This window comes from Fundicoccus culcitae (assembly GCF_024661895.1).
Classification (GTDB): domain Bacteria; phylum Bacillota; class Bacilli; order Lactobacillales; family Aerococcaceae; genus Fundicoccus_A; species Fundicoccus_A culcitae.
The window spans coordinates 156,942-172,992 of sequence record NZ_CP102453.1 but is presented as its reverse complement, the minus strand read 5'-3'; the positions used below and the strand labels follow the sequence as shown (position 1 = coordinate 172,992).

The window sequence follows — 16,051 nt, the reverse complement described above, 5'->3', positions numbered from 1 at the left end:
TATTTAGTTGATATTTCATACTTTTTTCAATGTTATTACACAGTTTCCCCCAAGATAAATATCACTACAACTAAGTTAGTCTATTGGTAATATTGTGCTTGAGCGTGCCAGAGATCAGCATATTTCCCATCTATTTTTACCAGTTCATCATGCGACCCTCTTTGGATAATCTCGCCTTTATCAAATACTAAGATTTCATCACAAAAACGACAAGAAGATAAACGGTGAGAAATATAAAATGCGGTTTTATGATTAATTAACTGATCAAACTGTTGATAAATATTAAACTCTGTAACAGGATCTAAAGCTGCTGTCGGTTCATCCAATATCATAATGGGTGCATTCTTATACAGGGCACGTACTAAAGCCACTCTTTGCTCTTGCCCGCCAGACAAATTAACCCCTTGATTACTAAATTCTTTACCCAAATAAGTCTCTAAACCAGCAGGAAGTTGCGACACCATTTGTTCTAAATCTAATTGACGTATATATTTCATGGCTTTATCGGTATCATAGTTTTGATTAACGGCAATATTTTGACCGAGTTTAAAACTTAATAGCCTAAAATCCTGAAAAACAACCGAAAATAATTGGAAGTATTCTGATAATTGATACTTTTGCGCATCAATCTTATTTAAGGTGATTTCACCCGCTGTCGGTTCATACAAACGCATTAACAATTTAATAAAGGTCGTTTTCCCTGAACCATTTTCACCTACTATGGCATATTTTTTCCCAACTTCAAATTTGGCTGAGACATTATTTAAAATTAAATCGTCCGTTTCCGGATATGCAAATGACAACTGATTAACAGCTATGTGGTATTCATTATCCAAACGTTTTTCTATCGGTAAACTGCCTACATCTTGGTCATCTGGTAAATCAATAAAAGCATAATATTCAACCAATGTATCTGGTTGTGACAGAATCATGGCTAAATATTGGATTAAATTGGGTAAATTGCTTAATAACTGAGTCAATGCACTGGATAATTGGACAATTTGACCTATCGGTAACATGCCTAAGAGCACACGAATACCGATAATAGCATAAGCAACAAAATGTAGTAATTGACTCACAACGACGGTTAATAGATGACCATTCATCCCTGCATGATTCAATCCACGTAATAATTTTTCAGTTGATTGATCTAATTCTTTTTGATTTTGATAGAGTCTATCTTGCATTTGATACAATCTTATTTCTTTACCGGATTCCGTATTTTCCAGGATACGATTTTCATAATTAAATTTCGTATTTGTTCGAATGACACTTTCATCTAAATTGGACATATATTCTGCTGATTTTTGCGAACTTAAATATTGAATATAAATTGAAAGCACAATCCCAATCACAAAGATTAATAATACCCAAGGACTACTGACCCAATCCCACTGACTCTGACCTGTAACACGCACTTGTGTAAACAAAGGTATTAACAATATGAACGACCATACCACACGAATAAAATAATCCATTAGAAAAGGAATACGAACATTGATTAAATATAGACTTGACTGCCTTGACATATTACTCATGCGAATCCGTTCAAGCTTCTGACTTGTTTCAGCACTATCAACTATATGGTAGCGCATCGTTAACATCTTTTCATAAGGCAATTCTAATATGCGCCGATCAGCTAACTCCTTAGCATCATTGATTGCAGGTTGTAATAAGGTCGTTAGTAAATGCAAAACCGTAAAAATAATTAAATATAGGCTAACTACCGACCTAACAGCCACTAAGTTTTGTTCACTTAACAACGTAATTAAACGATTCATAAATATAAAGGAAACAAACGTTTGACTAGCCCTTGCAAATGTTTGAATCAATAACAAGAGATAATATCGCTTGCCACTCCTCCATAAATCAAGGACAGCTCTTTTATATAATCCTAAATGTTTCATTTATATCACACCTCCGACTTCAATAACCTCTTCGCCAGCTTGGGAATCATCTATATTATCACGATAATAGTGTGCTTGAGCTTCATAAAGCGTGTAATATTGTCCTTTTAGAGCAATCAATTGATCATGAGAACCTACCTCTACAATCGCCCCATCCCTTAAATAAATAATCCGATCACAAAAACGGGTCGAAGCTAAACGATGCGAAATAAATAATGATAATTTATTTTCAGAAAAATGCAAATAATCTTGATATACTTCATGTTCAGACAATGGGTCGAGCGCTGCCGTTGGTTCATCGAGAATTAAGACAGGTCCATTTTTATACAGTGCTTGTGCCAACTTTAATTTTTGCAATTGACCACCTGACAACTGTATCGCATCATTATCGACAGCTTTAACAATTTTTGTTTCATCACCCATTTTGAATTGATTAACCATTTTATCGACGCCGCTATGTTTCAGAACTGACTGATAATGTCCCTCGTCATAGGGTAATCCCTGGATAATTGTTTCTTTAATGGTATAGGTTAACAAGAAGCTATCTTGAAAAACCGTCGAAAATAATTGGTAATAGTCAAAAATATTATATTCATTTTGATGATGACCATTAAGCAAGATTTCGCCTGAATCGGGTAGTAACAAACCACAAATTAATTTAACCAAAGTGGATTTTCCTGCGCCATTTTCTCCTACAATGGCCACCTTCTCTAGTGGATTAAGCACCATACTAATATTGCGTAAAGCGGGTTCTTTTTGGTTGGGATAAGTATAAGTCACATTTTTTAATTCAATTCGGATATTTTCTGTAGGTAGCGCCATCCCTTCACCATGGTTAAAGACTTGATTTTGATGCATAAAATCATCATAATATCTTACTTCTTGCAAATTACGATCCATTTCAGCTAAGTCATTAATACCTTCGGTAATGGTTGAAGCTAACAGAGTGATAGCCCCCACATACACAACAAAGCCACTAACATTCAAAATACCTGATTCAATTTGCTGAATACTTAATATATAAGCTAATGCCGTTAAAATAATTGTTCCTATTGCTAAATAGGTATTTTCAAAAAATTGAACTTTATTTTTTGGACGCATGATTTCGACATACGCATCGGTAATTTGTGTTTTTATTTCTATAAACCAATCATGCATTTGATATAGACGGATATCCTTTGCTAAACGTAAATCACCATAAATACGACGTAAATAACTATTTTGTTTATTATTTTCAGCCTGTTTTTCACTAATTGATTGATTTATTTTTTTTTGTTGTCCTTTAAAAATAAGTAAACCAATAATCATTACAGCAATGATTAAAATAAATATCCCATCAACTTGTAAAATTAAGGTGGCATACATGATTATGCCAATCACTGCACTAGCTAAATCCATTAAATCATTAATAATTCGTCCAAACAATTGAGCCGGACTGCCAGCCAAGCCCAAAGCTTCAGCATACATTTTTTGTCCTTCTTCTGATTGTATGTTTGGATAATCCAAAAATAAAATTTGACTGGTAATTTTTGTCACTATTTTTATACGGAAGATATCTGATTCCGTCTCGAAATAGAATGACAAACGCTTATCAATCACTTCCAAGAAACAAATTAAAATAATGCCAATAGTTAATTGCCATAAAAATTGTTCAATTTCAATACCCGTTAATAACCATTCAATCACTAAAGCCGACATTAATACACGACTAAAGGGTAAGATTGTTTTAACAATTACTCTAATTGCCATCCACAACCAAATCGTTTTTTTATAGGCAGTAATTTCCTGAATCAGTAATTTCAAGTAATATCCTCGTTGCTTCATATCTTTCACCTCACATCTATCATAAGGGATATTTGTCTAAAAGTTAGTGTTTTAGCATAAACGGTCAAGATTTTGACTTCAAAGGTAAAACCTCTGTTGCATCTACTTTAACAACAGAGGTTTTATTCAGGGTTATCAATTAAAGGGATGGTTATTTCTGTGACAAAAATCCCCTCTTCCCATTGGCGATTGACATGTCCTTGGTATTTATTCACTGTTTGGTCGATACGGCGAATACCATATCCTTGTCGGTTTGGAGCTTTGAGAGACATGAAGTTGTTTTGAGGGTTTTTATCCATCGTATTACTGACACTAATATAAAGATTTTTTTGCATGGGAGCCAAATAAAACCTGATAAAAGGTTGAGATTCACTATTTTTTTTAAGTTGCCGTGTAGTTGCTTCGATAGCATTGGATAGAACATTACCAATAATAACCGCTAAATCAACGTTTTGAATTGGTAGATGCTGCGGTGCAATTGCGGTAGCATCTAGCGTAATCCCATTATTTTTAGCAATCGATAATTTGGTATTGACTAAAGCATCAATCAGCGTATTGCCCGTTCGAATAATGGTATCAACTTGATTTAACTCATTATTAAGTTGTGAAATATAGTCTCTTAATAAATCAAATTGCTCAGATTCAACAAAGACATCCATAACTTGTAAATGATTGCGGTAATCATGACGAATACCACGTAATTGGCTGTATACTAATTCAACTTCAGTGGCGTATTGATCCAACTCTGTTTGCTGTAATTTGTGGAAGGCTATTTCTTTCTTTTGATGAAGAATAATTCCAATAAGTCCACTAATAATGATAAGGGCTAAAATAATAATTAAGATAAGATTATCCATTATAAAACACCGACCCTTTATAGTAATCAATAAATGCTTTTTGTACTGTTTTGGCTTTCCTTCTTGACAAGGGAATACACATTCCATTGGTTAATGTGATATCTTGTGTAAGTATTTGGTTCACGTATTGTAAATTTACGATATATGATCGATGTGTCTGGATAAACCGATGATCGAGTGACTTTGAAAATTCAGTCAAACTTTGCTTAATTGAGTAGCTTTCTTCGTTTGTTATTATGGATAATTCACGTTGGTTCGCTTCGACATAAACGATTTGATTAAGTAAGAGGCGAACATGCTTGCCTTGTGATTCAATGATGATGGAAGGTTCTTCTTCGGGTTGGATGGCGAGAAAACGTTCAATCACAACTTGGACTTTTTCGACTTTTATTGGTTTCAATAAATAAGCCAATGCTTGGACTTCATAGCCTTCAATGGCATACTCTGCATAACCTGTTGCAAATACTAAGGCTAATTGAGGGGCTTTTTCACGAATAATTTTAGCAACTTCCATACCATTTACGGCTTTCATTTCAATGTCTAAAAAGGCTATTTGCCAATCTAAATGATCTTCCAGAGCAAACAGAAAGGCTTCACCACTGGTATATTGATCGATGTCAATCGTTATCTTTAATTGTTTGGCGCTTTGATTCAAGAGGTTTTGCATGTGATCCAATTGCCTTTGTTCATCATCAACAATAACGACTTTTAAGTGTTCTGTCATGGGTTCCCTCCTTAATTGAGATGTTTGGTCGCCTCGCGCCAACTTAAAGTACTCATTTGTTTTTGATTGCTTTCAAGAAAAGACATTACCCAAGTGGGGTTGGACTTGGCGTAATCTCTTAGAGCCCATCCAATCGCTTTATTAATGAAAAACTCATTGCTTCCAAAGTTGTTCGTTAGAATAACCGCTAAAACATCTGTTTGTGTCCTTTCTTTATAACCTAATTGATGTAAAATAGCTGTTCTTCTTATCCATAAATTATCATTTGTACTCCAATCAAGCATGATGTCATGATTAGCTTCTTTGTTTATAAAAATCGATCCGACAATTTTGGCTAACGAATCTACTGAATCCCACCATGATTTAGTGGTTATTAACGTCAACAATTTATTTAAATCCTCTATAGACAAATACTCTTTTAACGAATTCAAATAATCGATAGCAACCATCTGATATTCGCGTTCAGACCTTTTCCAACAATTATCGACAAATTTCCATTTAATGACATCTGCTTTTACAACGGTTGATTTAGCAGTCTGTTTAGCTTCTTTAAAAAAGGGTTGGGTTATGTGTCGTCTTTCAGGCGTTTTTATACCCAAAAATTCAAATTGATTGCGCATATATTTTTCCATCGCCATTTTGTTGTCTTGATTTGCTGCTCTTGGCAAGATATCAAAAATCTCGTTAAGCATCCACAGCATCCTCCCTATTGTCAGTGCTTAGCCTTTGCATCATGGATGGAATGGCTTTAATAATTTGACTAGGTAAAGTGACATAATGGGTCTTTGCCAATTGATCTGCAATGTAACTATGCAAAAACACCGCACTATTAATGCCTATTTTTGCATCAGCATATTGTCCTAAAAAGCCTGCTATCATACCTGCCAAAGTGTCCCCCATTCCACCGGTTGCCATTGAAGGATTCCCGCTAGTATTTTTCCATTGACTATCTTGATAGTATATTTCAGTTCGCGCTTTTTTAAGAACAAGGGTCACTCCTAATTGATCCACTTTTTGACGATTTAGGTCGGGATTTTCCGTTTGCGCATTCAGACCACTTAAATTTTCCCATTCACCTAAATGTGGGGTTAGTATTATTTTTTTATGTTTATTAGCTGGATAAGTATTTAAGTACTGACCAAATAAATAAATAGCATCCGCATCTATAATCAAAGGTTGATCGCTTCCGATTGAATTAATCACATTTTTAAAGACTGACATTGCTACTTGATCTCTGCCTAAACCGGGTCCAATCACTACTACATCCATCTTGGGTATCATCTTTTTTAGTAGACTATAATCATACATCTCACTGAACATGACTTCTGGTGTTCTAGCATGCAAACTACTTCGATTAACTGGATCCGTTGCCACAGTAATTAAACCAGCGCCAGAATATAAGGCAGCTGATGAAGTCAGAATAATGGCTCCACCCATTTGAGCATTGCCACCAATACATAAAACGCGTCCAAAATTTCCCTTATGTGCATCGCTTGTTCTGACTGGTAAATATCTTTTTACATAATCAACAGTGATAGATTCCATATATAAAACGCCTTTCGTATAAATTCAAACAGTTTCTAGCAATTAACATGACCCACTCTCTCATACCTTCATTGTATCAATAAATTGAGCTAATGGAAAATAGAGATATTTATTTTTAAATAAAGCGTTTTATTGAGGATAACCTACTTGATTCTTTTAAAAAAAGGTTCATAATCATTCTGTTGCTAAATTCGCGATAAAGGAAATATTTATCACCTATTTTACAATAGTTCATTTAATTAATGGAGGATAAAATGGAAAAGAATGAACAAAGACATAATCAATTATCATTAGGTGGTTTATTAGTTGCGATGGGCGTAGTTTATGGAGATATTGGTACAAGTCCTTTATATGTTATGAAGGCGATTATTGCAGGAAATGGTGGTTTAGCCTCCGTCTCAACTGATTTTATCTTAGGGGCTGTTTCACTTATTTTTTGGACTTTAACGTTATTAACCACAATAAAATATGTTGTTATTGCTTTAAATGCGGATAATCATGGCGAGGGAGGGATATTCTCTTTATATACTTTGGTACGAAAAGGTTCAAAGTATTTAATTATTCCTGCTATGGTTGGTGGTTCAGCCCTATTAGCCGATGGTGTTTTAACACCAGCGGTTACGGTTACGACAGCTGTTGAAGGACTAAGAGATATTCCGTCATTTTATCAGCGATTTGGAAACAACCAAAACACGATTATTATCATTACATTACTTATTTTGCTAATTTTATTTTCCATACAACGCTTTGGTACAGAAAAAGTCGGTAAGGCTTTCGGTCCAATCATGCTAATTTGGTTTACTTTCTTAGCTGTCGCTGGTTTGTTGAATTTCAGTCAAGATTTGTCGGTTATTCGCGCTTTAAATCCTGTGTATGCCTTTAAAATCTTATTTAGTGCCGAAAATCATTTAGGGATATTTATTTTAGGGAATGTTTTTTTAGCAACAACGGGTGCGGAAGCACTCTATTCAGACATGGGGCATGTTGGCAAACAAAATATTCGTTTTAGTTGGCCATATATAAAAATTTGTTTGACCCTAAATTATTTAGGTCAAGCAGCATGGATCCTCCGTGTTAAAGATGATGTTAATTATTTAAAGGTCGAACAATTAAACCCCTTCTTTAATATGTTGCCTGATAGTTGGATGTTAGCTGGTGTTATTTTTACCACTGTTGCAGCCATTATTGCCTCACAAGCCTTATTATCCGGATCATTTACCTTAGTTTCCGAAGCGATTAAATTAAAATTGTTACCACGGTTGCATATTTTATACCCGGGTTCAAGTATTGGACAAATGTATATTCCGGTTGTGAATTTTATTTTATGGATTGTGTGTTCAATGATTGTTATTACTTTTAGAACATCAAGTAACATGGAAGCTGCTTATGGTTTAGCTATTACGGTCACGATGCTAATGACGACTTTGTTATTGCATGAATACCTCATTCAAAAGGGTTATTCAAAAATCTTCGCGCATGTTTTAACCTTATTTTTTGCTGTTGTTGAAAGTGTCTTTTTCTTAACGAGTATCGTTAAATTTTTCCACGGTGGCTTTGTAGCGGTCTTAATGGCTTTAATTATTTTGTTCATTATGGTCATTTGGCAAAAAGGTAATGAAATAAAAGAAAAAGCTGCCGTCAATGTCGATATACGTGAGTATCTTGATCAAATTGATGCTTTACATGACGATGATTCGCTACCATTAACACAAACCAACATTGTTTTTCTTGTGCCAAGTATAGAAAATAATTTGATTGGTCGTCAATTTATTTATTCTATTTTGGATAAAAGTCCAAAAAAGGCAAAAGTCTATTGGTTTGTTAACGTCGAGGTGACTGATACCCCTTATACGCAAGAATTTGAAGTCGATACGCTCGGGACGGATTATATTGTCATGGTCAAATTTTACCTTGGTTTTAGAGTTCCTCAAGAAGTCAATATCTATATTCGTCAAATTATCCATGATTTAATGAAAGAAGGACGGATTCCTAAGCAACCGCAACGTTACTCTATAACACCTAACCGTCAAGTGGGCGATTTCCAATTTGTTATTATTCAAGAATCATTGTCACAAACAACGGTTCTTTCTAAACTCGACAAACAAGTGATGCAAATTAAGTTGTTCATTAAGCGTCATACCCTTTCATTGGATCATTGGTTTGGTTTAGAATACAGTGAAGTACAATATGAAACAATCCCGTTATATATTGGTGAAGTACGTAAAACACATTTAGTTGAAAGAGAACATGTTTAAGATACATTTACACTAAAATGCAAGTAAAAAATCCGAACGTTCAATGATAGTAGAACGGGCTTGAGCCTCGTCCTTTAACGCTATCATTGAACGTTCGGATTTTTGAATTTATTTTAAATTTACACTACTTAGGCAAATTGGGCATTATATAATTGAGCATAAAAACCATCTTGTTCCATTAACGCATCATGATTGCCTGATTCGATGACATCACCATGATTCATGACAACAATGTTAGAGGCATCACGTATGGTTGACAAGCGGTGGGCTACGACAAAACTCGTCCGGCCTTCTAATAAACGATTCATTGCGCGTTGAATTAAAACTTCCGTTCGTGTATCCACGCTTGAAGTAGCTTCATCTAAAATTAATACATCTGGATCTTGCAGAAAAGCTCTAGCAATGGTTATTAGCTGTCTTTGTCCTTGCGATAAGTTTGTCCCATCTTCAGTTAACATTGTTTGATAGCCTTCTGGTAAAGATCGAACAAAATCATCAACATGGGCTGCTTTAGCCGCTTTTAATATGTCTTCATCCGATATATTTGCCTGCGCACCATATTTTAGATTTTCCCAAATGGTACCATTAAATAACCAGGTATCTTGTAAGACCATGGAAAACTTACTTCTTAATGATTCACGACTCATATTACGAATATCGCGTCCTTCATAACGAATGGCACCGCCTGATACGTCATAAAAACGTTCTAACAAATTAATCAAGGTTGTTTTACCTGCACCTGTTGGACCAACAATAGCAATCATTTCGCCTTCTTTAACTTGTAAATTAAAGTCAGTCATTAATAATTTATCCTTGCTATATCCAAATTGTACATGTTCAAACTCGACTTTATATGGACTATCTTCTTTATCGGGTAAGCCAGAAGGATTTTCCATTTCTTTTTCATCTAATACTTCAAAGACTCTTTCAGTGGCAGCCACTGTCATTTGAATTGTATTCGCTAAGTTAGCTAATTCACGAAACGGCATACTGAATTGATTCGTATATTGCAAGAATGATTGAACAACCCCAATATCTGTTGTTCCATTGATAATACCTAACCCACCAAAAAGAGCAATTAAAGCATAAATCATATCTTTAACGGTTCCAACTAATGGATTCATCAAACCCGAATAATACTCTGCTTTCCATGAAGCTTCGTTTAGTTCTTCACTACGTTTACTAAATTCGCCGGCTTCAAATTTTTCTTGGTTATAAATTTTAACGACCGTTTGTCCTGAATATTTTTCTTCGATAAAGTCATTTAATTTCCCTAAATTTTGTTGACGAATATTAAATTGATTTTGAGCTTTAGGAGCAGCCCAACGAATCACAATAATATTCAAAGGAACCATTAATAAAACGATAAAAGCGAGAGAACCACTTAAATATAACATAGTAAAAAAGATCGCAATAATTGAAACCGTACTGGTGGTTAACTGAGTTAACGATTGACCTAAGGAACCTGCCACTTGGTCCATATCGTTAATGGCTCTTGACAAGATATCCCCATACGAATTTGAATCAAAATATGATATTGGTAAACGACCCATCTTAGCTTTAATATCTCTTCTTAATCGGTAAACGGTATGTTGTGATATTCTAGCCGTAATAAATTGTTGGAAATATCTAAATATAGAAGCAGCTACGTAATAACTCGCTAAGATCAGGACAGTTCGCGTTACGGCTTCAAAATCGATTGGATAATAACCATCACCATTGCCTTGCCAACCCTGGCTAACGCCATCAAAAATAATGGAGGTGATGTCACCCATGATTCTTGGTAATTGAGCTCGTAATACCGCTGAAACAGAGGCTAATATAATAACTAATAACATCCACCAAGCCAAGCTAGACATATATTTTACTAATCTACGAATGGTTTTCCAAAAATTTCTAGGTTTAGCCCTTCTTGGCGACGAAGTTTGTTGATTTTCAGCCATTATCTATTCTCTCCTTTCATTTGTGATGCGACAATATCTTGATAAACCGCATTTTCTGCCAATAATGATTGATGGGTACCTTCACCAACAATTTTTCCATTTTCTAATACTAAAATGCGATCGGCATCAATGACGGTATTGACTCTTTGAGCAATGATAATAGTGATTGCATCACGCGTGATAGGCTTTAGGGCTTTTCTAAGATTGGCATCCGTCTTAAAGTCCAGTGCTGAGAATGTATCATCAAAAACAAATATGTCTGGTTGACTAATAATCGTTCGTGCAATACTTAGTCGTTGTCGTTGTCCACCTGAGAAATTAACCCCACCTTGGTCAACTTTTGCATCTAAGAGATCATCGAGTTCTTTAACAAAATCAGCTTGTGCAATTTCTAAGGCTTTCCAGATTTCTGCATCAGTGGCATCATTTTTACCATATTGCATATTTGAACGAATTGTACCTGAAAATAATAAAGCTTTTTGAGGGGCAAAACCTATTTTAGAACGTAACTCTTCTTGACGGACGTTTTTTACATTGACACCATTGACACGAACTTTCCCTTTACTGGCCTCATATAGACGGGGAATGAGGTTGGCAATAGTTGTTTTCCCTGAACCTGTTCCTCCGATAATCGCAATCGTTTCGCCTTTAGAAGCTGAGAAATTAATGTCTTCGATGGCTGGACGTTCAGCTCCTGGAAAGCCAAAATCGACATGTTCAAAGGCTAAGGTAACTTCTTTATCGTCTAAAACATCCACTTCTTTGGTTAAATCTTCTATCGAAGGTTCAGTATCAATCACTTCTAAAATACGTTCAGCGGAAACTTGGGCTCTAGGTAAGAAAAAGAGTAAAAAGGCTACTTGTAACACACTGTTCAAAATTTGAACACCATATTGAACAAAAGCAATCAAATTCCCAACTTCCATCTCGCCAACACTAATTAAATTAGCACCATTTAAAAATATGAGTGAATTGGAAACAGCCATTACTAGCAACATTCCCGGCAACATAAAGGCCATAATTGAATTGGCTTTAATCGATGCGTTTCGAAAATCGATATTGGCATCGTCAAAACGTTGCTCTTCATATTCAGTCGTATTGAATGCTCGAATAACACGAATCCCAGTCAATCCTTCACGAAAAACTTTATTTAAACGGTCGGTTTTCTTTTGTATTGAACGGAAGATAGGACTAGCAAAGTAGAGGATAATACCTACAACGATTAGGATTAAGGGTAGAGTAATTGCGAAAACCCAAGCCAGTTGTGATTCTCTTTGATAGGCAAAAAATACCGATACTATCATGATGACAGGCGATAAAATAATTAATCGAATAATCATTTGCGTGACTAATTGTATTTGCATCACATCATTGGTAGTCCGTGTGATTAAGGTTGACGTCCCAAATTTTGCCATATCCTCTTGTGAGAACGCCATGATTCTTTCAAACATATCCATCCGCAATTTATGACCTAAGCCTTGTGATTCTTTAGCACTCATTTTAACACTAATAAAGGCTAAGACTAAAGCAAGTACATTTAGGATAAGCATAATAATCCCAATCAGCCAAACAGTCTGAGGGTTACCATCCACCACACTATAATTTAATATATCTGAAGCGAGTGTGGGTAGTAGCATGAACATCGTTGCTTCAAATAAAATTAGCAGGAATATTTTGATAAGATTTTTTTTATCCATCAATTTCCATATTCTTAACATAAAGTCCCTTCTTTCTTCCGTTTTGTTTCTTTCAATTAACTATCTCTTGAGCCAAAAATAGTATTGAAGCAAATAAAAAAGAGTTTTTTAACAGCTAAAAAACTGATAAAATTCTCTAGAATTCATTTGCTATAAATAGCATATTGAGTTGTTCCATAAGCAAAAAGCTTGAAACGCCCCAAGCTACACAAAGGCACGAAACTTATCACTTAATACACGAACCAACATTTACACCAATTAATATTGTAGGCTAAGAATAAATGATTGTCAAATTAACTTAGGATAGTTGCAAACAAGACCAATTATAAGTGAAAGCCTATTTTTAGCTCTGTTAAAATAAAGAATTGACCTAAACACGTTTTATCTCCCCCTAATTATCGCTATGTCTTTGACACGCTTTAAGGGGGAGAATTTTTTCGAACACATGTTAATAGATAACTGACCAGCACTGTTTTACTATTTTATGGTTTGAATAGAATGGATATCCACAATCCTTGAACAGGCTTGAGCTACATAATTATCGTGGGTGACGATGATTACAGTTTTACCACTTTTGTTTAATTCAATAATTAGTTTTAAAACATTATCTCGATTTTCAGCGTCAAGAGATCCAGTTGGCTCATCAGCTAAAACTAAATCGCTAGGTTTGATAAACGCTCTAGCAATCGCAATTCTTTGTTGTTCACCACCAGATAATTCGTAAATCTTTTTATTTTCAGTATCTGCTAATCCTACTTTCATTAATATATTTGAAATAATGCTATTCTTTTCGTTCTTTGATTTTTTGGCGTATTTCAAAGCTAATTCTAAATTATAATACACGGTCTCATTATCGACCAGAGCATAATTTTGAAACAGATAACTAATATGGTCCCTAATGATTGCTTGAGATTTCGATGAATTAACTTTGATATTTTTAATGCCATTAAAGATAAGTTCGCCTGAATCAAACGGTTCGATTAAGCCAATGATATTTAATAGTGTTGATTTCCCTGATCCACTTTGTCCAATTAAAGCGATCATTTCTCCACTTTCTATATTCAAATTTACATTAACTAAAATTGCTTTTGAACCAAACGCTTTATTGATATTCTTTAATTCAATCATTTGTATTCCCCTCTCAATCCTATTCAGTTATTGTTCTTTCAGAGCTAACACTAAACTTTTTTGCTCTAAATAGTGGATGAAAACTAGTACGACTAGAAAATCAATAGCTATTGATAAAAGGACTGCAAGTAAAATCCAAACAGAGTGACTCAATATCAGCATCATTAACATCTGAATCAAATAAAGCAATACATAACTCAATAAAGGCCATTTATATCGATCCAGCACTTTTATTCCTAAAAATTTCTTAACAGCTAGTTCTTTTTTTACACTTTGAATAATTGTTGCAAATAAAAAGGCAGATGAAAACAGGTTCAAAACAATTAATATGACAATAATGATAATGTAATAATTCATCCCCGTAATGAATGAGTCTCTCATCGCCTGCGTAATCACGTTTAATGATGATAAATTAATCATTACATCATGTTCGTTATATATATCTGCAAAAATGTTTTCAGAAATTAATCTGTTCTCGAGAGTATTATTGATTTTAATAGGATTGTTTTCTCCAGTATTTGCTAATATCGCTTTGTCAAAATCCCTTATATTATCTAGATTAACTATTGAGAAAATAGGGTTTTCAAAAGCTTCAGATAACATTGAATTGAAAGGAAAAACTTGATAATCTGATTGATAATAGAATAATTGAACAGGAATTTCAGAAATAATCATGTCTTCAACTTGATTGGAAGACGAAAAATAGTAAACTAAACTTTGACATAATAATCGTATTTTCTCGTCTTCATTCCTTAGATTTTCGGGTATTAAAAACTGATGTATATTCGAATCGAGCTCTGGATAGCTCATATTAATTGAATCTAAATAATGATGATTAACGAGCATAACATTATAGCTATCCGTTGTGGTAAAAGAAGAATATGATTCTAAAGCAGAAAAGTTTTGAATAGGATTAATCTCTAAGCCATGCACATAATAGGCATTTGTTTCTTCTTCAAGTCTTACGAATAGATCATAAAAAACAGCGTCAAAGGCATCGTCACTCAATAACTCATTTTGAGCACTATCCCCATCCAAACGATAATTTTCTACAGTTAAAAAATCCCCTTCTTTTTCCCAATTGGCAACATAATCAGACTGTTCTTTAACTGCATCAAAAGTTAATGAAAGATTAATAAAAATAAGGGTAATGATAGCAACAAGACCAATTTTAATCATATAGCTTAAAATGACACCACTTTTGAAATTAGAAAAGCCGTTTAACATACTAGAAATTGTCACATTTCTAATGAGGAAGTAACCTGCTAAATTTAGTAATAAAAATAATTGAAAAACTAAAAAATATGTTAATAATAAAGCTAGAACAAATTTTTCTGGAATATAATTGATTGTAGAAAAAATAACAACTGATAGTATGATACAAGCTACAAGACCAATCAATAGTGGTTCTTTAATGAGTTGAAAAATTATCTTGTGTGAACTATAACCGTGCAATTTCATTACACCAATTGCTTTTATTTCTTTTATAGGATAGTAAGTAATAAATAACAATAAAATTAAAAATGCTAGACAAAAAACAACCACCATAAGTATAAGATTTATATTGATATATCCTACTTTACCCTTAAAAGGTGGGCTAGTTAGCTGTGATTTATCTATAGCAAAAAACTCACTTAAGCTATCCATTGTTTGATCTAAATCTTCATTATTGTTAGCAACAACTGTATAGATTCCATTGACTGATTTACTAGTATCTAAGTAGTTGTTCTCTAATGTTTGAAGAATGATCTTATTTCGACTAGAGAATACTGGAATCATATTATTCCTATCCTCAGCAAAACTGGTATATACATCACTTGTATTTTCAAATAAAGTTTCCGTTGGAATACCGAAATTTTCAGTCGGAAAACTCTGCTCATTATACATAACGGATTTAACTATAGCTCCATCAGAACTATCCGTTTTAAAAATATTAACTGTATTTATCTCGCTGAGTTCAGCAAATTCATTCAATACTTCATCGATTGTTTGACTTGCATCTGTTAAATAAAAATTCTCCGAAAATTCAGTCTGTTCAATAGTTTGCAATCGTTCATAATCATTCGTTTGAAATAGATTCATTAGCATTAATGTTGGTACCACAAGTAATAAAACAAAAATTGCTTTGATTATCGTTTTCAATATTAGCAACCTCACTTTCAAAGATGAAT

General features: G+C 34.0%; 11 protein-coding genes. 1 reads left to right on the top strand and 10 read right to left on the bottom strand.

The features are described 5' to 3' along the window. Positions 1-80: 80 nt before the first annotated feature. The 6 genes from NRE15_RS00845 to NRE15_RS00820 all read right to left on the bottom strand — a co-directional run bounded on the left by NRE15_RS00845 (position 81) and on the right by NRE15_RS00820 (position 6,857). Positions 81-1,907 carry an ABC transporter ATP-binding protein gene (locus NRE15_RS00845; protein ID WP_313793752.1) on the bottom strand — a complete coding sequence of 609 codons (1,827 nt, stop codon included), beginning with the start codon at positions 1,905-1,907 and terminating at the stop codon, positions 81-83. After that, a complete protein-coding gene (locus NRE15_RS00840; RefSeq protein WP_313793751.1) occupies positions 1,908-3,731 on the bottom strand; it encodes an ABC transporter ATP-binding protein in 1,824 nt (607 codons plus the stop codon). Between the two features lie 122 nt (positions 3,732-3,853). Beyond that, positions 3,854-4,588, bottom strand: a complete 735-nt coding sequence (locus NRE15_RS00835) for a sensor histidine kinase (RefSeq protein ID WP_313793750.1) — start codon at positions 4,586-4,588, stop codon at positions 3,854-3,856. Further along, on the bottom strand, positions 4,581-5,312 hold the full coding sequence (locus NRE15_RS00830; RefSeq protein ID WP_313793749.1) for a LytR/AlgR family response regulator transcription factor: 732 nt from the start codon (positions 5,310-5,312) through the stop codon (positions 4,581-4,583). The genes NRE15_RS00835 and NRE15_RS00830 overlap by 8 nt, the downstream gene beginning before the upstream one ends. Before the next feature lie 11 nt (positions 5,313-5,323). Further along, positions 5,324-6,004, bottom strand: coding sequence for a DNA alkylation repair protein (locus NRE15_RS00825; protein WP_313793748.1), 681 nt, complete (start codon positions 6,002-6,004; stop codon positions 5,324-5,326). Next, positions 5,997-6,857, bottom strand: coding sequence for an NAD(P)H-hydrate dehydratase (locus NRE15_RS00820; protein WP_313793747.1), 861 nt, complete (start codon positions 6,855-6,857; stop codon positions 5,997-5,999). The genes NRE15_RS00825 and NRE15_RS00820 overlap by 8 nt, the downstream gene beginning before the upstream one ends. A 254-nt stretch (positions 6,858-7,111) precedes the next feature. Between NRE15_RS00820 and NRE15_RS00815 the strand changes: the two genes are divergently transcribed. Then, the gene (locus tag NRE15_RS00815) at positions 7,112-9,112 is read left to right on the top strand and encodes a KUP/HAK/KT family potassium transporter (protein WP_313793746.1); all 2,001 of its coding nucleotides are present in this window, start codon (positions 7,112-7,114) and stop codon (positions 9,110-9,112) included. A gap of 128 nt (positions 9,113-9,240) precedes the next feature. On the opposite strand, the gene NRE15_RS00810 is transcribed toward NRE15_RS00815, so the two are convergent. The 4 genes from NRE15_RS00810 to NRE15_RS00795 form a co-directional block, all read right to left on the bottom strand. Beyond that, complete coding sequence (locus NRE15_RS00810) at positions 9,241-11,055, bottom strand: ABC transporter ATP-binding protein (protein WP_313793745.1); 1,815 nt, start codon at positions 11,053-11,055, stop codon at positions 9,241-9,243. Further along, on the bottom strand, positions 11,055-12,773 hold the full coding sequence (locus tag NRE15_RS00805; RefSeq protein WP_313793744.1) for an ABC transporter ATP-binding protein: 1,719 nt from the start codon (positions 12,771-12,773) through the stop codon (positions 11,055-11,057). Before NRE15_RS00805 ends, NRE15_RS00810 begins: the two co-directional genes overlap by 1 nt. A gap of 456 nt (positions 12,774-13,229) precedes the next feature. After that, complete coding sequence (locus NRE15_RS00800) at positions 13,230-13,880, bottom strand: ABC transporter ATP-binding protein (RefSeq protein WP_313793743.1); 651 nt, start codon at positions 13,878-13,880, stop codon at positions 13,230-13,232. 27 nt (positions 13,881-13,907) lie between these two features. Further along, the gene (locus NRE15_RS00795) at positions 13,908-16,022 is read right to left on the bottom strand and encodes a DUF1430 domain-containing protein (protein WP_313793742.1); all 2,115 of its coding nucleotides are present in this window, start codon (positions 16,020-16,022) and stop codon (positions 13,908-13,910) included. Between the last annotated feature and the right edge of the window lie 29 nt (positions 16,023-16,051).